This window comes from Nocardia mexicana NBRC 108244, assembly GCF_001613165.1.
GTDB lineage: Bacteria > Actinomycetota > Actinomycetes > Mycobacteriales > Mycobacteriaceae > Nocardia > Nocardia mexicana.
Genome location: NZ_BDBV01000001.1, coordinates 210,448 through 230,111 on the forward strand (window position 1 = coordinate 210,448; position 19,664 = coordinate 230,111).

Annotated in this window: 16 protein-coding genes; 10 read left to right on the forward strand and 6 right to left on the reverse strand. The window is 68.4% G+C overall.

Translation table 11 applies throughout. The features are described from left to right. Window positions 1–13 precede the first annotated feature (13 nt). Entirely contained in the window at window positions 14–973 is a 960-nt protein-coding gene (locus tag NM1_RS00860) for an ABC transporter permease (protein WP_068012643.1), read from the reverse strand. Next, window positions 970–2,556, reverse strand: a complete 1,587-nt coding sequence (locus NM1_RS00865; protein WP_068012646.1) for an ABC transporter substrate-binding protein — start codon at window positions 2,554–2,556, stop codon at window positions 970–972. The genes NM1_RS00860 and NM1_RS00865 overlap by 4 nt, the downstream gene beginning before the upstream one ends. 256 nt (window positions 2,557–2,812) lie before the next feature. Between NM1_RS00865 and NM1_RS00870 the strand changes: the two genes are divergently transcribed. Both NM1_RS00870 and NM1_RS00875 read left to right on the forward strand, forming a co-directional pair. Continuing rightward, window positions 2,813–5,110, forward strand: coding sequence for an arylsulfatase (locus tag NM1_RS00870; protein WP_068012648.1), 2,298 nt, complete (start codon window positions 2,813–2,815; stop codon window positions 5,108–5,110). Window positions 5,111–5,185: 75 nt separating this feature from the next. Then, a complete protein-coding gene (locus NM1_RS00875) occupies window positions 5,186–5,500 on the forward strand; it encodes a hypothetical protein (protein ID WP_147288922.1) in 315 nt (104 codons plus the stop codon). Here the strand turns inward: NM1_RS00875 and NM1_RS00880 are convergent, their stop codons facing one another. Then, window positions 5,501–5,938 carry a YdeI/OmpD-associated family protein gene (locus NM1_RS00880; RefSeq protein WP_068012654.1) on the reverse strand — a complete coding sequence of 146 codons (438 nt, stop codon included), beginning with the start codon at window positions 5,936–5,938 and terminating at the stop codon, window positions 5,501–5,503. Window positions 5,939–6,364: 426 nt separating this feature from the next. On the opposite strand from NM1_RS00880, the gene NM1_RS00885 reads away from it, so the two are divergent. From NM1_RS00885 to NM1_RS00920, 8 genes are all read left to right on the forward strand, one after another. Then, window positions 6,365–10,117, forward strand: a complete 3,753-nt coding sequence (locus tag NM1_RS00885) for a nitrate reductase subunit alpha (RefSeq protein WP_068012656.1) — start codon at window positions 6,365–6,367, stop codon at window positions 10,115–10,117. A gap of 56 nt (window positions 10,118–10,173) precedes the next feature. Then, window positions 10,174–11,898 (forward strand): nitrate reductase subunit beta, encoded by a 1,725-nt coding sequence (narH, locus tag NM1_RS00890; protein WP_068012659.1) that lies wholly within the window; start codon window positions 10,174–10,176, stop codon window positions 11,896–11,898. Continuing rightward, window positions 11,895–12,575, forward strand: coding sequence for a nitrate reductase molybdenum cofactor assembly chaperone (gene narJ, locus NM1_RS00895; protein WP_068012661.1), 681 nt, complete (start codon window positions 11,895–11,897; stop codon window positions 12,573–12,575). Before narH ends, narJ begins: the two co-directional genes overlap by 4 nt. Continuing rightward, window positions 12,572–13,312 (forward strand): respiratory nitrate reductase subunit gamma, encoded by a 741-nt coding sequence (gene narI / locus NM1_RS00900; protein ID WP_068012664.1) that lies wholly within the window; start codon window positions 12,572–12,574, stop codon window positions 13,310–13,312. The genes narJ and narI overlap by 4 nt, the downstream gene beginning before the upstream one ends. 72 nt (window positions 13,313–13,384) lie before the next feature. Continuing rightward, the gene (locus NM1_RS00905; protein WP_068012665.1) at window positions 13,385–14,311 is read left to right on the forward strand and encodes a serine/threonine-protein kinase; all 927 of its coding nucleotides are present in this window, start codon (window positions 13,385–13,387) and stop codon (window positions 14,309–14,311) included. 145 nt (window positions 14,312–14,456) lie between these two features. Continuing rightward, window positions 14,457–14,840, forward strand: coding sequence for a VOC family protein (locus tag NM1_RS00910; RefSeq protein ID WP_068012667.1), 384 nt, complete (start codon window positions 14,457–14,459; stop codon window positions 14,838–14,840). 22 nt (window positions 14,841–14,862) lie between these two features. Beyond that, window positions 14,863–15,423 carry a PadR family transcriptional regulator gene (locus NM1_RS00915; protein WP_068012670.1) on the forward strand — a complete coding sequence of 187 codons (561 nt, stop codon included), beginning with the start codon at window positions 14,863–14,865 and terminating at the stop codon, window positions 15,421–15,423. 74 nt (window positions 15,424–15,497) lie between these two features. Then, window positions 15,498–16,004, forward strand: coding sequence for an anthrone oxygenase family protein (locus tag NM1_RS00920; RefSeq protein ID WP_068012840.1), 507 nt, complete (start codon window positions 15,498–15,500; stop codon window positions 16,002–16,004). Window positions 16,005–16,087: 83 nt separating this feature from the next. On the opposite strand, the gene NM1_RS00925 is transcribed toward NM1_RS00920, so the two are convergent. Genes NM1_RS00925 through NM1_RS00935 form a run of 3 tightly spaced genes read right to left on the reverse strand, consistent with a single transcriptional unit; the run spans window position 16,088 to window position 19,654 of the window. Then, a complete protein-coding gene (locus NM1_RS00925) occupies window positions 16,088–17,545 on the reverse strand; it encodes an alpha-amylase (protein ID WP_068012672.1) in 1,458 nt (485 codons plus the stop codon). Then, window positions 17,542–19,467 (reverse strand): hypothetical protein, encoded by a 1,926-nt coding sequence (locus tag NM1_RS00930; RefSeq protein ID WP_147288921.1) that lies wholly within the window; start codon window positions 19,465–19,467, stop codon window positions 17,542–17,544. The genes NM1_RS00925 and NM1_RS00930 overlap by 4 nt, the downstream gene beginning before the upstream one ends. After that, a complete protein-coding gene (locus NM1_RS00935; RefSeq protein WP_068012677.1) occupies window positions 19,400–19,654 on the reverse strand; it encodes a hypothetical protein in 255 nt (84 codons plus the stop codon). The genes NM1_RS00930 and NM1_RS00935 overlap by 68 nt, the downstream gene beginning before the upstream one ends. Window positions 19,655–19,664 lie beyond the last annotated feature (10 nt).

The window sequence follows — 19,664 nt, forward strand, 5'->3', positions numbered from 1 at the left end:
ACGATCGCTGCCTTCACGTCCCCGCTCCGATCCGGATCCGCGGATCCAGCCACGCGTGCACGATGTCGGTGAGCAGCTGGATCGCCACGAATACCGTCACCGACAGCAGCAGCAACACCTGCACGACCGGGTAGTCGCGCCGGTTGATGCCCTGCTCGATGAGCTGCCCGATACCCGGCCAGGCGAATACGGCCTCGACCAGGACGGCGCCGCCGAGCAGATGGCCGGTCTGAATCCCCAGCGCGGTCAGCACCGCGGGCAGCGCATTGCGCAGAGCGCCGCGCGTGACGATCTGCCACTGCGAAATGCCCTGCGAACGCGCGGTCAGCACATAGGGTTTGCCGAGTTCGGTGTGCAGCGCCTCGGTGAGAAAGCGGGTGAGCGCGGCGCCCACGGGCAGCGCCAGGCAGGTGGCGGGCAGCAGCAGGTACTGCGCCGCGATATCCGGCCGGGCGATGAAGCCGTCCGGCGGCACTCCGCCCGCGGGCAGCACCGGGATCGCGATCGCGAACACCAGCACCAGCAGCACGCTGGTCACGAAGGTCGGCAGCGCGACGGCCGCCGTATTCGCCGCCGCCACAATCGCATTCAGCCATCGGCGCGGCCAGACCACCGACGCCACACCGACGCCCAGGCTCACCACTATCGCAAGCAGCAGGGCCGCGCCGGTCAGCACCAGGGTGTTGGTCAACCCCTGGCTCACCAACTCGGAGATCTGACCGCCGAGAATGTAGGACCGGCCGAGGTCGAAGGTGACCAGGCCGCCGAGCCAGCTCAGGTACTGCGCCGGAATCGACCGGTCCAATCCCAGCTGGTGCCGGATCGCCGCGATCGACTGCGGGGTCGCGTCCGGCCCGGCGAGCGTGCTCGCCGGATCACCGGGAACCAGCCGCATCAGCAGGAAGATCAGCACCGACGCCGCGAACAGCACGAGCACGGCGGAGGGCAGGCGGCGCAACAGATATCGGGTCACGACAGGAACGCCTCCGTGAGTACGGTCTCGCGGCGCTTGGTCCACCCCACCGCGTGCAGCCGCTTGGACGCCGCGACCTGATTGAGCCGCGCGCCGATTTCGATGAGGAACAATCCCTCCAGCAGCTCATCGCTGACGGCCTGATAGGCAGCGACCGCCCCGGGCCCTGTGCCGTCGGTACGCCGCCAGGCGGCATCGGCCGCCGCGACGTATGCCGGAGATTCGTAGTGGGAGGCGTTCTTTCGCGCATTGAACGGGTAGGCGCTGACGTTGAGCGTGGACGGGACGAACTGCGCCCACGAGTGATCGGTCACCCACAGCCCCGGAAACTGGCCCCCGATCAGCTTTTTCACCGCGGTCGCGTCGTCGTTCGGGTCGAGGGTCACCTCGATGCCCGCCTCGGCCAGATTGGCCTGCACGATCTGGGCGGTCGCGCCGTAGGCGGGCAGGCTGGTGTTGTAGGACAGCGGGATCGCCGGTGGCGCGGGAAGCTGCGCGACCAGTTCGCGGGCGCGGCCGATATTGCGGGCGTATCTCGTATTGCGCGCCTCGTCGTAGGCGGGAGAGGTCTTGGGCCACGGCAGGTTCAGCGGATAACCGGCGCCGCGGAAGACCTCCTCGATAATGCGTTCCCGGTCGATCGAGTACGCGACGGCCTGGCGCAGCCGGACGTCCGCCAGCGCCGGATGCTGCAGGTTCACACCGACGTACATCTGCAGTTCGGCGCCGTCGTAGGTGATCGCCCGGAATCCGGCCCGGCGGGACAGGTTCTCGATATCGCGGGAGTTCAGGCCGTGGGCGAGTGCGATCTGACCCGACCGCAGCGCGTTGAGCTGTGCTTGGCTGTCGGGGATGACCGAGAGCTGCACCCGATCCAGATACGGCCGGTCGGGGATCCAGTATCGCTCGTTGCGTTCGAACACCATGCGGCTGTTGGGGATTCGCTCCGTGAAACGGAAAGGGCCGGTGCCGATGAACTTTTCACCGGCCGACAGCTCACCGAGGGTCTCGCGGTCCAGGATCGGCGCGGTATCGAGCAGATCGAAGATATTGCCCAGCGGGTGCGCGAAGCGCAGCACGATGCGGTGGGGTGCGCTGGTGTCGTAGGAGGTGATCGCCGCGGCCGTACTCTTCAGCTGCGCCGACCATTTCGGGTCGGCGTAGGTGCGCAGCGCGAATTCGACATCGGCGGAGGTGAACGGCCGCCCGCTGTGGAAGGTGACGTCGTCGCGCAGCTCCAACGCGAGCGACAGCCCGTCCGGCGCCAGGTGCCACGAGGTCGCCAGCAGCGGTTGCGGTTCCAGCCTGTCGTTCGGGTAGCGGATCAGGGTCTCGTAGACGAGGCCGATCACCGCGGGCGTCGTCGCCGTGTTGGTGAGGATATTGGCGGGGACGACGTCGTACGGCGTGCCCACCTTCAGGGTGCCGCCGCGCACCGGCACCGCGTCGTCGCCGGCGGCGTCGAGTTCGTGCACCGCCGAGGTGCAGGCCGCCAGCGCCCCGCCGCCGAGGACGGCGAGCGCGGTCACGCTCGCCCCGCGCAGGAACGTGCGGCGCGATGACGCGCCGGGTGGTGAACTCATCTGGGAAAATCCTCGGAATGCTGGCGGACTGCTGTCGTGACGGCCGTTCGCGGCGCCGACAGGGGTAGGTCGGGGCGGCGATCACTCGCGACAACAGCAGCAGCACGACGGGCCGCCCGAACCGCTCCGGGGCGCGCTGGGCCGACTCGTGTGCATGGCAACCGACGGTAGAGCGACGCGAGCCGGTCGGCACCGGTTGCACGCACCCTGCACAAAACCCTGGCGAATGCCCCCGATATCCGGTTTCGCTGGACCGATGTCTGTGCCTGACCACGCCCGCGGCTACGAGAACGTCACCGCACCGATCGGCCGCACCACCGCCGACGCCGAACCGCAGTGGACCTATCCCCCGGCCGCGCCCGCGGGCGCCCCGAACATCATCGTGGTGCTGGTCGACGACATGGGTTTCAGCGATATCGGCCCGTTCGGTTCGGAGATCGAGACGCCGACCCTGGATCGCCTTGCCGCACAGTGCATCCGGCTCACCAACTATCACACCACCCCGCTGTGCTCACCGTCGCGGGCCGCCCTGCTCACCGGAATCAACCCGCACCGGGCGGGTTTCGGGTTCGTCGCCAATGCCGATCCGGGCTATCCGGGCCTGCGGCTGGAGCTGGCCGACGACGTGCTCACGCTACCGGAGACCCTGCGCGCCAACGGCTATGCCACCTACGCGGTGGGCAAGTGGCACCTGGTCCGCGATGCCACCATGAACCCTGCGGCACACCGGGATTCGTGGCCGACCCAGCGCGGCTTCGACCGCTACTACGGATCGCTGGAAGGATTCAACTCCTACTACCACCCGAACCAGATCGTGTCCGACGGCTCGGTGGTCGACGTGGAGAGCTACCCGGACGACTACTACGTCACCGACGACCTCACCGACAGGGCCATCTCGTATCTGAAGGACCTGCGGGCCCACGACGCGGCGAAACCGTTCTTCCTCTATTTCGCCCACGTCGCGATGCACGGCCCGCTGCAGGCCAAGGCGGTCGATCTGGACAAGTATCGCGGCCGGTACGCCGCGGGCTGGGATCGGCTGCGGCACAGCCGTTTCGCGTCGCAACTGGCCGAAGGGCTGTTTCCGGAGGGCACGCAGCAGAAGCCGCGCAATACCGAGCCCGGATACGAGGCCCAGGAATGGGATTCGCTGTCGGCCGAGGAGCAGCGCCGCTTCGCGCGCTACATGGAGGTCTACGCGGCGATGGTCGACAATATCGACCAGAACCTGGGCCGACTGCTGGACGTAGTGGACCGGCTGGGCGAACTGGACAACACCATCGTCGTCTTCACCTCCGACAACGGTGGCACGGCGGAGGGCGGTCCCGTCGGAACCCGCAGCTACCTGGCGGAATTCGCGCATGTCGACGATCCGGGCTGGGTCGGGGACGTGCCGCACGACGAGGAGTTGATCGGCACCGCCCGGCTCGGCGTGCACTACCCGCGCGGCTGGGGGCAGGCGTCGAATACGCCGTTCCGGTTCTACAAGGGCCAGACCTTCGCCGGTGGCGTGCGGGTGCCGTTCCTGGTGTCGTGGCCGAAGGGTCTGCCCGCCAACGAGATTCGCCGCGAATACGTCTATGTCACAGATCTGGCGCCGACGCTTCTCGAGCTGGCCGGACTCCAGCGGCCCGGCGGGCGGAACGGCCTGCCCGCCAAGGACTTCGACGGCGTCTCGGCCGCACCGGTGCTGCGCGATCCGCGGGCCGCCTCGGCGCACGTCGAGCAGTACTCGGAGATGACCGGGCACCGCGGCTTCTACCGCGACGGCTGGAAGCTGCTCGCGCTGCACGAACCGGGCACCGATATCGACGACCCGCGCTGGCAACTGTTCGACGTGCGCACCGATCCGACCGAATTGCACGACGTCGCGGCGCAGTTTCCGGAGAAGGTCGCCGAACTGTCCCGCGCATGGGACGACGCCGCCTGGCACAACACCGTGTTCCCGCTGGTCACTCGCGCGGATCTGGCGCGCCGACGGCCGGAGGAGGCCCGGCTGGCGCGGCCGCTGCGCCTGCTGCCCGGCACCCCCACCCTGGAGCGCTACCGTTCCCAGCGGCTGATCGCGTATCGCGACTTCACCGTCACCGCCGAACTGGGCGGATACGCCCCGGGCGACGAGGGGGTCCTGGTAGCGCACGGCGATCCGCAGGGCGGCTACGTGCTCTTCGTCGAGAACGGCCGGGCGGTGTTCGGCTTCAACAGCTACGGCCGCTACGCCACCGTCTCCGCGCCGATCGCCCCGGGCGCGCGGTGGGTCACCGTCGCCGCCCTGGTGCGCCCCGGACTGCGCTGGGACTTCACCGTCAGTATCGATGGCGAGGCGGTGACGCAACTGCTCGACCAGGTCCAGCTGGTCGGTATGGCGCCGTGGACCGGCATCTCCGTCGGCGTGGACGCGCGCGGACCGGTCGACTGGAACCTGCGCGAGCGCCGCGGCCCGTTCCGCTACACCGGTGACCTGCGCGCGATCACCTACACCCCGGGGCAGCTACGCGTTCCCGAACAGACCGTGCGCGCCGTCGAGGCGGAGGCCGAGGTGCTGGCCGAGTAACCCACCCGTCGACCACGACCTGGCTGAACCCCGAAATCGGCCCCGTGCACGCACGGCCCGTTGCAGGATGGGACCGTGCGGTTGCGTCGGCACATTACCTGGATCGCAGCCGCGGTCGCCGCGACTGCGTGGACGGCCGCGGCGGCTTGGAGCGTGGCGATCGGCCTGTTCCAGGCCGCGGACACGCGCTGCGGGACCACGACACCCCGGGTCGATATGGCGGGCGGCTGGTGGGTGATCGTCACCCTCGCGGTCTGGACACTGCCGTTCGCGTTGTGCGCGTTCATATTTCGGTCTCGGTGGGTGGTACCGGCGGCCTGGCTGGCCGTCCTCGTCGACCTGGTCGTGGTCACCGCGATGTTCACCAACCCGATGCGGTTCTGCTGGTAGCTACCCGCGCAGCGCGTCGACGATCTTGCCGATCCGCCCGGCGCGCGTCTCGGGCCGCTTCGCGTCGGTGACCGATCGGACCTGCTCGCGGCGGCGGGAATAGGAGAGCCCGTCGAATTTCTCGCGCAGCCCGGCCTCGGCGAGAGCCGCGGCCAGATCGTCGGGTACCGCCACGGTCCGCTCGGCGGTGTCGCGCTCGACCGTGACCGCGACCGTGTCGCCGGGCTGCTTGCCGAGTTCGGCGCGGATCGCCTTCAGCAGGCCGATGCACGGGCCGTCGCCCATCGACACGACCGACCCGGTGTAGTCGACGCCGTCGAAGGTGGCCCGCACCGGAATCCGCCCGCCGCCACCGAGCGCCGCCACCACCTCGGCGGGCACGCACACGTAGGCGCCGCCGCTCGGGGCGGACTCGATCGTGGCCTCGAATCGCTGCATGACTCGCATGCTAATCCGGACCCCGCCGCGGGTCACGGATATCCGGCCGCGACCGGTGGGCAAACGATTTACCATGCGGTAATTCGTGCGACGTAACCTATGCGACGTCCGTCTCACCGGAGCGGAAAATCGGCGCCGAAACCCGAAACCGGATGTGTTAACAAATGTAAAACGCCCGAGAACCGGTCGTTTCCAAAGCATCACCGGCACGCCCCCCGGACGCCCCCGCGAGGTCGGAAAACGGCATCGCCGCAGGTCGCCCCCGACCAGGCAGGGCATGGTCGCGACCGCACAGTGACCGCCACGTTTCCCGGGCCTCACAACTCACCGCGGCCACAGGAGCGTTGTGAGAGAACCGTTTTGCCCCCTCCCCGGGCGTCCTTACTCTCGGTGCAGCAGCCCGATTTCCAGCTCGAAGGGGGCGTTGTGGTTTTTTCGCAGACAAAGGGTTCGACCCCCTCCGATACCAACGGCGGATCCGCCGCGGCCGGGGACGCGCTGCTTCGGTTGGGCAAATACTTCAATCGCGGTGAGGTCTCCGGCGATCTGCGCACCGTGCACAAGGTGGGCGGGCGCAGCGCCGACGAGTTCTATCGCGACCGCTGGGCCCACGACAAGGTGGTGCGCTCCACGCACGGCGTCAACTGCACCGGCTCGTGCTCGTGGAAGATCTACGTCAAGGACGGCGTGATCACCTGGGAGTCCCAGCAGACCGACTATCCCTCCGTCGGCTCCGACAAGCCGGAGTACGAGCCGCGCGGCTGCCCGCGCGGCGCCTCGTTCTCCTGGTACACGTATTCGCCTGCGCGCGTGCGGTATCCGTACGTGCGCGGCACGCTGCTCGAGATGTATCGCGAGGCCAAGGCCGCGGTGAAGGATCCGGTGGCCGCCTGGGAGTCGATCGTCGAGGATCCGGAGAGGGCGAAGCGGTACAAGTCGGCGCGCGGCAAGGGCGGGTTCGTGCGCGCCGAATGGTGGGAGGCGGCCGAGATCGCGGCGGCGGCGCACGTGCACACGATCAAGCGCTACGGCCCGGACCGGGTGGCCGGGTTCTCCCCCATCCCCGCGATGTCGATGGTGTCGCACGCCGTGGGGGCGCGGTTCATCTCGCTGCTGGGCGGGTCGATGCTGTCGTTCTACGACTGGTACGCGGACCTGCCGGTGGCCTCGCCGCAGGTCTTCGGCGACCAGACCGACGTGCCGGAATCCGCGGACTGGTTCGACGCCGGTTACCTGATCATGTGGGGCTCCAATGTGCCCGTCACCCGCACGCCGGACGCGCACTACATGACCGAGGCCCGCTACCGCGGACAGAAGGTCGTCGTGGTCTCCCCCGACTACGCCGACAACACCAAGTTCGCCGACGAGTGGGTACCCGCCCGGCCGGGAACCGATGCGGCCCTTGCCATGTCGATGGGGCACGTGATCCTCGGGGAGTTCTTCGTCGACAAGGCGACGCCCCGATTCCTCGACTACACCAAGCGCTACACCGACCTGCCGTTCCTCATCACGCTCGACGAGCACGAGGGCGGCTGGAACGCCGACGGCGAGTACCAGGCCCACACCTGGGTGCCCGGAAAGTTCCTCACCGCCGCCGATCTCGGCGAAACGGGCGAGGGCGCCGAGCACAAGACCGTGCTGCTGGATGCCGACGGCAAGCCGGTGGTGCCGAACGGCGCTCTGGGACACCGCTTCTCCGAGTCCGGCGCGGGCCACTGGAACCTGGACCTGGGGGACGTGGATCCCCTGCTGACGCTGTACGGCCGCACCAACGAAGTTGCGGCCGTGCAGTTGCCTCGCTATGACTCGGACGAGGGCGGGGTGCTGAGTCGCGGCGTGCCGACCAGAACCGTTGCGGGCAAACGAGTCACGACCGTCTTCGATCTGCTGCTCGCCCAGTACGGCGTGGCCCGCGACGGCCTGCCCGGTGTATGGCCCACCGGATACGACGACGCGACCGAGCCCTACACCCCGGCCTGGCAGGAAGCCATCACGGGCGTCCCCGCGGTCCAGGCGGCCCGCATCGCCCGCGAATTCGCCGACAACGCCGACCGTTCCGGCGGCCGCTCCATGATCCTGATGGGCGCCGGAACCAATCACTGGTTCCACTCCGACCAGATCTACCGCTCGTTCTTCACCCTCACCCTGCTCACGGGCTGCCAGGGCGTGAACGGCGGCGGCTGGGCGCACTATGTCGGCCAGGAGAAGTGCCGTCCCGTGACCGGCTGGGCCACACTGGCATTCGGCCTGGACTGGCAGCGGCCGCCGCGGCAGATGCAGGGCACCGTGTTCTGGTACCTGGCCAACGACCAGTGGCGCTACGACCCGTTCACCGCCGAATCCTTCTCCTCCCCACTGGGTTCCGGCCGGTTCGCCGGGCGCACCGCGGCCGACAACATCGCCCTGGCGTCGCGGCTGGGCTGGATGCCGAGTTATCCGACGCTGAACCGCAATCCGCTCGATCTCGTCGACGAGGCCGAGGCGGCGGGCAAGACCCCGCAGGAGCACGTGGTCGACGGCCTGAAGTCCGGGGATCTGCGCTTCGCCTGCGAGGACCCGGACGCCCCGGAGAACTTCCCGCGCTGCCTGACCGTGTGGCGGGCCAACCTGCTCGGCTCCTCCGGCAAGGGCAACGAGTACTTCCACCGCCATCTGCTGGGCGCCGACTCCAACCTGCAGACCGGCGAGGCGACCGGAGTCCGCCCGCAGGAACTGGAATGGCGCGACACCGCCGCCACCGGCAAGTTGGATCTGCTGCTGTCGCTGGACTTCCGGATGACCTCCACCACGTTGTTCTCCGATATCGTGCTGCCCGCGGCGACCTGGTACGAGAAGCACGACCTGTCGTCCACCGACATGCACCCCTTCGTGCACGCCTTCTCCCCCGCCATCTCCCCGCCGTGGGAGGCCAAGACCGACTTCGAGGCGTTCCACCGCATCGCGCGCGGCTTCTCCTGGCTGGCCGAGAAGCATCTCGGCACCCGCAAGGATCTGGTCGCGGTGCCGCTGCTGCACGACTCGGCCGACGCCCTGGCCCAGCCGGGCGGACGGGTGCTGGACTGGAAAGCCGGTGAATGCGAACCGATTCCGGGTAGGACCATGCCGAAACTCGTTGTGGTGGAACGGGACTACCCGAAGATCGCGGAGAAGATGGCCGCGCTCGGGCCGCTGATCGAGCAGCTCGGCGTCACCACCAAGGGCGTCACCACCCACCCCGACGCCGAGGTCGAATACCTCGCCGGTGTCAACGGCACCGTGGTGTCCGGCGCCGCGCAGGGTCGTCCGTCGCTGGCCAAGGATGTCCACGCGGCGGAGGCCATCCTGGCGCTGTCCGGCACCACCAACGGCCGCCTCGCCGTGGAGGGGTTCGAGGCGCTCGAGCGGCGCACCGGAACCAAGCTGGCGGACCTGGCCGCCGAGCACGAGGGCAAGCGGATCACCTTCGCCGACACCCAGGCCCGGCCCGTGCCGGTGATCACCTCGCCGGAGTGGTCCGGATCCGAGACCGGCGGGCGCCGGTACTCGCCGTTCACCATCAACACCGAGCGGCTCAAGCCCTGGCACACCCTCACCGGCCGGCAGCACTTCTACCTCGACCACGACTGGATGATCGAACTCGGCGAGCAGCTGCCGATCTTCCGTCCGCCGCTGGACATGACCGCGTTGTTCCGGGAACCCGATGTGGGTGCGGTGAGCGACAGCGGCGTCACCGTGCGATACCTGACCCCGCACTCCAAGTGGTCGATCCACTCGGCCTATCAGGACAACCTGCACATGCTCACGCTCTCGCGCGGCGGGCAGGCCATCTGGATGTCGGAGAGGGACGCCGCGAAAATCGGTGTCGCCGACAACGATTGGATCGAGGCGATCAACCGCAACGGCATCGTCGTCGCCCGCGCCATCGTCAGCCACCGCATGCCCGAGGGCACGGTGTTCATGTACCACGCGCAGGACCGCACGGTGGATGTCCCCCGCATCGAGGGGACGCCGAACGTGAACGGCGCCAAGGGCAAACGCGGCGGCATCCACAACGCCCTCACCCGCATCATGATCAAGCCCTCGCACCTGATCGGCGGCTACGCGCAGCAGTCCTTCGCGATCAACTACCACGGTCCCACCGGAAATCAGCGTGACGAGGTCACCACCATCCGGAAGCGCAGCCAAAAGGTGGAGTACTGACATGCGCGCGAATACGGCACCCACCGACTCGACAAGGCGGTACTGATATGCGAGTCATGGCACAGCTGGCCATGGTGATGAACCTGGACAAGTGCATCGGCTGTCACACCTGCAGCGTCACCTGCAAGCAGGCCTGGACGAACCGGTCCGGCACCGAGTACGTGTGGTTCAACAATGTGGAAACCCGTCCGGGACAAGGCTATCCGCGGCAGTACCAGGATCAGGAGAAGTGGAAGGGCGGCTGGAAGCTGGACCGCAAGGGCCGGCTCACGCTGAAGTCCGGGTCGCGAATGAAGCGGCTGCTCAACATCTTCGCCAATCCGGACCTGCCCACCGTGTCGGACTACTACGACCCGTGGAGCTACGACTACGACAATCTGCTCAGCTCCCCGGCCATGGACACCACCCCGGTGGCGCGGCCGAAATCGCTGATCACCGGCGAGGATACGAAGGTCACCTGGGGCGCCAACTGGGACGACGACCTGGGCTCCGGCCCGGAACAGGTCGGCAAGGACCCGCTGCTGTCCAAGCTGTCCGATCAGGTGAAGCTCGAGTTCGAGCAGACCTTCATGTTCTACCTGCCGCGAATCTGCGAGCACTGCCTGAATCCGTCGTGCGCGGCCTCGTGCCCGTCCGGCGCGATCTACAAGCGCGCCGAGGACGGCATCGTGCTCGTCGACCAGGACAAGTGCCGCGGCTGGCGGCAGTGCGTCACCGGATGTCCGTACAAGAAGATCTATTTCAACCACAAGACGGGCAAGGCGGAGAAGTGCACCTTCTGCTACCCGCGCGTGGAGGTCGGCATTCCGACGGTGTGTTCGGAGACCTGCGTCGGGCGGCTGCGCTACATCGGCGTCATGCTCTACGACGCCGACGCGGTGCTGGAGGCGGCGTCGGTCACCGACGACAAGGATCTGTACCCGTCACAGCTGGGCGTGTTCCTCAACCCGCACGATCCGCGCGTGATCGCCGAGGCCGAACGCGCCGGGATCTCCCCGGAATGGATTCAGGCGGCCCAGGATTCGCCGGTCTACAAGCTCATCGTCGACTACCAGATCGCGCTGCCGTTGCATCCGGAATACCGGACCATGCCGATGGTCTGGTACGTGCCGCCGCTGTCGCCGGTCGTCGACGTGCTGTCGGAGACGGGGCACGACGGCGAGAGCGTGGACAACCTGTTCGGGGCCATCGATGCCCTGCGCATTCCCGTCGAGTACCTCGCCGAGCTGTTCACCGCCGGTGAGGTCGGACCCGTGCGTGCCGCGCTGCAGCGCCTCGCGGGGATGCGGGCCTTCATGCGCTCGATCAACCTGGGCCAGGAGCCCGACCTGTCCATTCCGGATTCGGTGCGGCTGGAACCCGAGGAGATCGAGGCGATGTACCGGCTGCTGGCCATCGCCAAGTACGAGCACCGCTACGTGATTCCCAGCGGCGCCACCTCCCGTGCGCACGAACTGGATTCGCTGGCCACCGGCTGCAGCCTCGACGTCGACGGCGGTCCGGGTATGACGGCCTTCGACGTCATGGACGACAAGTTCCACCTCACCGACACCAATGGTGCCGCGCCCGACGAGAAGTCCTCGCGCGTCAACCTGCTCAATTGGGACGGCAAGTCCACCAATGGCCTGCTGCCCTCCCGGAACGGATCGAACGGCAACGGCCACAACGATTCCGGCGCATCGGGCAGCAACGGCCATGCCGACGGCAACCGCCACGGCGACGGCGCATCGGTAAACGGCTCCGGCACAACCGTTCCCGAGCCGAGCAGGGTCGCGCGATGAGCCTGTTGAAGATTCGGCGTCGGCCCGAGCCCACCGTCCAGATCTCCGAGCGCGACCGCCGCCTGGTCTGGCGGATCGCGGCGCTGCTGTTGGACTACCCGAGCCGCGAAACCCTGGCCATGGTCGAGGAAATCGCCAGTGCCACAACAGAACTACCGGGCGAGGTGCGCACGCACATCGACGCGGTCCTACTGCACCTGCGCGGCACCGATCCCCTCGCCCTCGCCCAGCAGTACGTCGAGACCTTCGACCTGCGCCGCCGCGCCAGCCTGCACCTGACCTACTACGCCTACGGCGACACCCGCAAGCGCGGCATGGCGCTGCTGCGGTTCAAGCACGCCTACCGGCATGCCGGGGTGGAGCTCGATGACACCGAGCTGCCCGACCATCTCGCGGTGCTGCTGGAGTTCGCCGCCACCGTCGACCCGATCGGCGGCGAGCGCCTGCTCGGCGAGCACGTACCCGTCCTCGAGCTGCTGCGACTGTCGTTGTCCGACAGCGGGTCCCCGTATGCGGGGGTGCTCGCCGCGGTGGTCGCGACGCTGCCCCCGCTCACCACCGCGGACCGCCGCCGCATCGCCGAACTCGCCGCGCAGGGGCCGCCCGAGGAAGAGGTGGGCCTGGACCCGTTCGCGATGGATCCCTCGCTGTTCGCCGGATCGGAAGGCCGCCGATGACCACCGCACTCTGGATGACGCTGCCGTACGTGGCCTTCACCTCGTTCCTGCTCGGCCACCTGTGGCGCTACCGCAACGACCAATTCGGCTGGACCACACGCTCTTCCCAGATATACGAGTCCCGCCTGCTGCGGCTGGGCAGTCCGCTGTTTCATTTCGGCATGCTCGGCGTCATCGGCGGGCACGTGCTCGGCGTGCTCATCCCCGAGTCCTGGACCGCGGCGATCGGCATCTCCGAACACCTCTACCACGTGGTCGCGGTGACGGCCGGGACGATCGCCGGAGTCGCCGTCATCGCCGGTATCGGCATCCTGATGTACCGGCGCGTCACCGTGCCCGCGGTGCGGCAGGCGACCACCACCAACGACAAGGTGATGTACGTGCTGCTCGCCGGGGCGCTGATCACCGGCCTGCTCAACACCGTCGGCAGCAATCTGCTGTGGGGCAGGCACAACTATCGCGAGACCGTATCCCCGTGGTTCCGAAGCCTTTTCACGCTGCACCCGGAGCCCGAGCTGATGGTCGGCACCCCCTGGACGTTCCAGGCGCACGGCCTGATCGTGCTCACCCTGATCGGCATCTGGCCCTACACCCGCCTGGTCCACATGTTCAGCGCCCCCGTCGGCTACCTCGTCCGCCCCTACGTCGTCTACCGCAGCAAGGAGCACAACGCCCGCGACAAACGCCGCTACGCCCGCGCCTGGCAGGCCCCCGTGGTCCCGCCCAGCCGCCGCTGACCGCCCGGGACAGCTTCTCGGCAGCGGGAGCCGAGCTGTCCGTGGCGGCCGCCGAAGCACTACGGTGAGAGCGTGGCATTAGAGCCGGGCGATCAGTTTGCGGGGTTTGTCATCGAGGCCCAGCTCGGTCGCGGCGGCAGCAGCGCGGTGTATCTCGCGCGGGATCGCGAACGATCGCGGACCGTATCGTTGAAGGTGCTGGGGCCGAACGACAGCCGGTCGCCGATCGCGCGGGCGCGTTTCGTGCACGAGTTCGACATCCTGTCCGCGCTGCGGCATCCCGATATCGTGCGGATGTACGACCACGGTGAATTCGGCGGCCGGTTGTGGTCCGCCCACGAGTACGTGCCGGGCACGACGGGGTCGGCGCTGGTGCGGATGCCGCACCAGTATCCGAATCTGCGGCGGGTGCTCCACATGCTGACCCATGTCGCCGCGGGACTGGATTTCGCGCACGCCCACGACGTCGTCCATCTCGATGTCAAACCCTCGAACGTCCTGGTCGGCACGACCGATGCCGCGGGGGTGAAGATCTCGGACTTCGATCAGGCGCGGTGGCTGCACCGGCCCGAACCGGCCCTGGCCACGGACGGTTTCGTCGTCGTATCGGTGCCCTATGCCGCACCGGAACTGCTGCGGGCGGGCGCCGTGTCCCCGGCGACGGACCAGTACGCGCTGGCATGTTCGGCCATCGAATTGCTCACCGGCCGTCCGCCGTTCGTCCGCGCGAACCTCAACGCCACCGCGACCGCCCACCTGCACGACCCGCCCCCCGAAATCTCCGCGACCAGGCACTGGATCCCACCGGAGGTCGACACGATCCTGCAGCGGGCGCTCGCGAAGGACCCCGGCGCCCGGTACGACTCGTGCGGCGAACCCATCCGCCTGATCGCCGAGGCCCTCCGCGGCATCGACCCACGCCCCCTGGCCGGCCTGCGAAATCGCCTCAACGGCAGATTCGTCCGGTTCGGCGGGCTGACGGTCGGTAGCAGGCGCTGAGGACGACCGTGTAACCCGACAGCGGCCCACCAGCGGCCGATTCGCCCCGGCCAGGGGCCCGACGCGGCGACATAACCTTCTAGCCAAATTTGGCTACTCGAGCTATGCTCGGCAAGTAACCAAATTTGGCTAGCAAGGAGATCGGATGCCTTCCGTAACCCCCTACGTGATGGTCGACGATGCGCGCATCTTCCGTTCGTTCCTGGAGCAGGTCTTCCAGGCGGAGGTGCCGACCCGGATACCGCTGCCCTCGGATCCGAAACGGGTGATCCACGCGGAGGCGCGCATCGGCGAGAGCTCGGTGTTCTTCGCGGACTCCGGCCCCGACGGCGGCCGCTGCCTGAAATCGCCGACCGAGCCGGTGCACGTCCAGATGTGGGCCGTCGTGCCGGACCCCGAGGACGCCCACAAGCGGGCGGTCGCCGCGGGTGCGCGGTCGGCCGCGGCGGTGGCGGCCCAGGACGACGGCAGCCGGGCGGGCGCCTTCGTGGACCCGTTCGGCACACTGTGGTGGGTCAGCACCAGCTGAGAATCCGAACAGGAGGCTCCCCGTGACGGCGGTTCGACTACTCGTTCTCGGCGCGGTCCGTCGTCACGGCCGCGCGCACGGCTACCAGGTGCGCGCGGATCTGGAGTCCTGGGGTGCGCACGAATGGGCCAGGGCCACTTCGGGTTCGGTGTACCACGCGCTGAAATCCCTCACCCGGGACGAACTGCTGCGCGCGCACGAATCGGCGCCGAGTCAGGCGGGCGGGCCGCCGCGCACGGAATACGAGCTGACCGCGGAGGGCGAGCAGGCCTACCTCGAACTGCTGCGCTCGGCCCTCGCCCGCCGCGACCCGCGCCTGGACATGCTGGCGGCCGCGGTCGGTTTCATCGACGACCTCCCACGCGCGGATGCCGTCGCACTGCTTCGAGATCGCGCCCGCGAGCTGGCCGAATGGCGCGCGAGCATCACCACCCACCTGCCGCCGGACACCGACCTCGACACCTGGGGCCCGGTCGGCGAGGTCATCGGCCTGTGGCTCGATACGGCCGACAGCCGCGCGGCCTGGACCCGGCGCCTCATCGATCGGCTGGAGGGCGGGGCGTTCCGCATGGCCGACGACTGACCCGTGGACGATCGCGCATGCGCAAGAGCGTCGCAGCGATGTCCGATCCCGCCGCCGCCCGGTGTACTGAGTTCATGCAAACGACAAGCACCACCACCCAGACGTTCGGCGCCATCTCCCTGGTGGTGGCCGCCATCTCGACCGGCCTGCTCGCCGGTGTGTTCTACGCCTACGCCAGTTCGGTGATGCTGGCGCTGCGCAGGGTCGACGATCGCACCTTCGTGGACGTGATGAACAAGATCAACGACGTGATCGTCAACCCGGCCTTCATGTTCAGCTTCCTCGGCTCGATTGTCTTCACGGCCGTCGCGGCGGCCCTGCACCTGCGGGCGGACCAGCGCACGGTGCTGTGGTGGATCCTGGCCGCGCTGGCGCTCAATATCGTCAGCTTCCTGATCACCTCGGCGGGCAATATCCCGCTGAACAATCAGCTGGCCGCCGCCACCGACGGCACCGATCTCGCCGCCCTGCGCCAGCAGTTCGAAGGGCCCTGGGTGCGGCTGAACATCCTGCGCGCGCTCGCCAACACCGGCGCCCTCGGCGTCCTGGCCTGGGCCCTGCGGTGCGCGGGACGCGGATGAGACATCCCGCGCCCCAGCGCATCCCGCCTCCGGCGAGCCGAATTCGGCTCGCCGGTTCCGTTTTCGGGGAGACCGTGCCCCGGCTACCGCGAAACGGTCGCTCCGGCGTGCAGGGCGATCCCGGACCGGGGGCCGATATCGGCGTGTAGATCACCCGAATCGTCGACCTCGTACACGGGTCCGGTGCAGGACCCGGATCGCATGGTGCCGTGCATGACATCGCAGTAGCGGCCCGCCGGAAGGGACGTGCGGTACAGGCGATCGGTGACGGCGGACCCGGCGCCGTTGAGCACGAGGTAGCCCTCGCGCCCACGGCCGAAGGCGACCAGATCACCGCCGTCGTCCGACCAATCGACCACCGGCGCGTTACCCACCTGGCGGCGGAAGCCGACCATCCCGGCGATCCCCGGCCAGGAGTGCTCGCACAGCCAGACCGGGCCACCGCAGGCCGCATCGATGGCGCGGCCGGAGAGATCGGACGGCGGCGGCTGGTCGTAGGCGACGAACTCGTAGTCGCTGAGCACCTTCGGCCGCCCGTACGGCCACGCGAGCATGAAGGCATGGGCCAGGACGTAGCGATCCGCGTCCCCGGGGGTGATCGTGATGCCGCTGCGCGCGGTGTCGTGATTGGCCACGAAGACCACGGACTTGCCGGACGGCAGGGCCGAACCGAAGTCTCGCAGCTCCGTCAGCCGCCCCTGCCGGAATGTCGAACTCAGGCTTCCCGCATAGCGCAGATCCATCACGTCACCGGTGGCCAGGTACTCCTCCGGCTGCACCGCTTCACCCGGGCCGTAGATGACCTCCTGATAGACGTAGGCGGGTCGGTGAAGTCGCCGCTCGATCGCCGAAAGATCCTCGGGAGGAATATGTTTCGCCGAATCGATACGGAACCCGTCGATCCCCAGCGACATCAGGTCGTCGAGGTACCCGGCGATCCGATCGCGGACCCGGTCTTCCTCGGTCGCCAGATCCGCCGTCCCGAACGACTGGCAGTTGTGCACCTGATACCGGTCCCGGTAGTCGTAGACCGCGTCTTTCGGCGTCCCGCAGTGATGAAAATCCTCGGGACCGTACGGCACCGCCGGATACGACAGGTGGCAGAACCGCGCGCCCGCGCTGCCGGTCCCACAGCCCTGCACACCGGACATGTTGTTCACGATGACGTCGGCGTAGACCTCTACCCCGGCATCGTGACAACTGCGCACCATCTCCGCCAGCTCGCCGCGGGTACCCCAGCGGCTGTCCAGCGAATACGACACCGGCGAATAGCTCTGCCACCACGGGAACCCTCGTTCCGGCAGCACCGCATGCTCCGCCGGCGGCGAGGTCTGCACCGCGCCGTATCCCTGCGGCCCCAAGGTCTCCCGGCATTCCCGGGCGATCGACCGCCAGTTCCACCCGAACATCTGCGCGATCACGTCCCGCCCCTGCGGCTGGTCGGCCCGAGCCGGTGCGGCGACGGTCAGTCCCGCCACCGCCACCAGCGCCCCGATCAAGACCGGAAAACCGCGAAGGGCAACGGCGGCAGCGGGTTTCATCGTCGAACCGCCGATGCCCGGAACGCGTCCAGCATCGCGATCTTGACCTCCGTCGGCTGGCCCGCGGCATGGATGATGAAGTCGCCGGGCTCGAATTCGCTCCAGAAGGCGTTCATCGAACGCTTCTCCAGCACCTTGACCCGAAGCCCCGGCTGCAGCGCTATGGCCCGCGCCATCGCGGTCTGCTCGTAGAAGAGGTCGGAGACATCCTGAATCCACGTCCGGCGCAGGAGTTCGCGCGCTTCGGCATTGTTCCGAATGAGGAAGCTGCCCGTATTGAGCCCGAGTTCGTCGTGAGTGACGATCAGGTCGTAGTCGTCGCACAGCTCCCGCAGATCGACGTCGAAGTTGGTGATCGCCGCGTCGGCGTCGGTCCAGAACAACCAGTCGTGGTCGGCGAGGTGGCGCTGTACCGCGGTGATCTTCGACCAGTGTGGCGCCCGGGATGTCGTGAACACGTCGGCATAACCGTAGAAGGCGAAACCGTGGCGCTCACAGTAGGCTCGCTTGTCTTCCGCGTGCTTGCGCGCCCACCCCTCGATCTGCGGGGTCCACAACGTGACGACCCCGAGTGACGCGCCGCCTTCCGGACGGAACCGCCACAGCGGGGGATCTCCGGCCCGCACGACCTCCTCCCACCGCGTCCGCGCGGCGGGCACGTCCGCCGCCGCGAGCCGAGGCATTGGTCCGAATCCCGGAAACTCGCTGTCTCGCAAAGGCTTTCGAGTACGGGTGTGGTTCTCCATGACAGCGAGAACCGCCGGGCCGTCGTTCCAGACATTGCGATGCGCACGCACCCAGTCCGCGGCGGCCCTCCCGAGTTCCGCCGCCTCGGCACGATGCCGGGCCACCCAGCGCAGTCGCGCGGCGATGTCGGCGACCTCGGGCACCGCGCGGACGCCGAAGAACTCCGCACCGTCCGGATGGTAATCCGGCCGCCAGGTCACCGGCTCGACCGACAGGACCAGCTCCCCAGCGTCCCGGCAGAGGTCGGCCTGACCCTCGGCGTTCAGCACCACCACCGTCAGCCCGGACGACATCGCCTCGACCGCCGTGGTGGCGCCGAAACTCTCGTCACCCAGCGCCAGGAACACGTCGGCCTCGGCGTACCAGTGCGCCCTGCTGCGCGTGGGCTCGGTCAGGGTCTCGACGTGAATTCGCGGGTCGGCCGGAAGGTAACTGTCCGGCCAGCCCTGCCGGGACAGGATGACGAGCCGCGCGTCCCGATCATCGCGGAATGCCTCCTGCCATGCCGCGATGCCTTCGCGGTAGGGGTCGAACGTCTGCGCCTCGCCCAGCACCATCAGTGTCGTGAGCCCCGCCTGCCGGAAGCGCCGCGCATAGGGGTAGATATCGGGGTCCACGCCGTCGGGGACGACGTAGATCGGGACGGTGACGCCACCGGCTCGGTAGACATCCGCCACGTACCGGCTCGGCACCATCACGGCCCGTGTCCGGTTGAGCCGCGCGGCCCAGTACTCCGGAATCCGCGAACTCTCGCAGGTGATCCGGGCGAACAGGTCCGTCCCCAAGAGGCAGTCGAACTCCGGCCGACCCGGCGACGCGGAATACAGCACAGGCCCGTCCACCCGGGCCGGGGATTCGGCGACCAGGCGGCGGAACTCGCCGGAACACCCGTCGTGATCGCGCGAGAGGGGTGCGACGCTGACATGGGCGCCCGCGCGGTGCACACCGCGCGCCAGATACTCGTTCGCGCTGCCGCAGTCGGGACCGGCGGCGAAGTCCCCGACCAGCGTGATGTGCGCGGGCCGGGGCCGCCGGAACCGGTCGATCAGCCGAACCCGACGGCCGTCGCGAATGTTCGCGTACCCATCCGCATTCGAGCCGGTCGGGTTACGGGCGCCTGCGGCGAGTTCCGTTGCCGTAGACGTTTCCGTTGCCGTAGACGTTCTTGTTGCCATAGACGTTCCCGTTGCCGTAGACGTGTCCGTGTCGTTTTCCCCCGCGTCCGGGCCGTTCGTCGGAATCGTCCTTCGGCCCGGCCTGCTGAACGGTCTCGGCACGGGCGAACTCCGGAAAGGCCACCGCGGCTACCGCAGCCGCCGCGGCGACACCGGAGTAGCGGAAAAGATTGCGACGCGAAACCATTGAAATCTCC

Excerpts from the sequence above, each read along its gene's own strand:
- NM1_RS00865 (WP_068012646.1), bottom strand. The coding sequence starts at position 2,556 with ATGAGTTCACCACCCGGCGCGTCATCGCGCCGCACGTTCCTGCGCGGG.
- NM1_RS00870 (WP_068012648.1), top strand. The coding sequence starts at position 2,813 with ATGTCTGTGCCTGACCACGCCCGCGGCTACGAGAACGTCACCGCACCG.
- NM1_RS00880 (WP_068012654.1), bottom strand. The coding sequence starts at position 5,938 with ATGCAGCGATTCGAGGCCACGATCGAGTCCGCCCCGAGCGGCGGCGCC.
- narH (WP_068012659.1), top strand. The coding sequence starts at position 10,174 with ATGGCACAGCTGGCCATGGTGATGAACCTGGACAAGTGCATCGGCTGT.
- narJ (WP_068012661.1), top strand. The coding sequence starts at position 11,895 with ATGAGCCTGTTGAAGATTCGGCGTCGGCCCGAGCCCACCGTCCAGATC.
- narI (WP_068012664.1), top strand. The coding sequence starts at position 12,572 with ATGACCACCGCACTCTGGATGACGCTGCCGTACGTGGCCTTCACCTCG.
- NM1_RS00910 (WP_068012667.1), top strand. The coding sequence starts at position 14,457 with ATGCCTTCCGTAACCCCCTACGTGATGGTCGACGATGCGCGCATCTTC.
- NM1_RS00920 (WP_068012840.1), top strand. The coding sequence starts at position 15,498 with ATGCAAACGACAAGCACCACCACCCAGACGTTCGGCGCCATCTCCCTG.
- NM1_RS00925 (WP_068012672.1), bottom strand. The coding sequence starts at position 17,545 with ATGAAACCCGCTGCCGCCGTTGCCCTTCGCGGTTTTCCGGTCTTGATC.
- NM1_RS00930 (WP_147288921.1), bottom strand. The coding sequence starts at position 19,467 with ATGGCAACAAGAACGTCTACGGCAACGGAAACGTCTACGGCAACGGAA.
- NM1_RS00935 (WP_068012677.1), bottom strand. The coding sequence starts at position 19,654 with ATGGTTTCGCGTCGCAATCTTTTCCGCTACTCCGGTGTCGCCGCGGCG.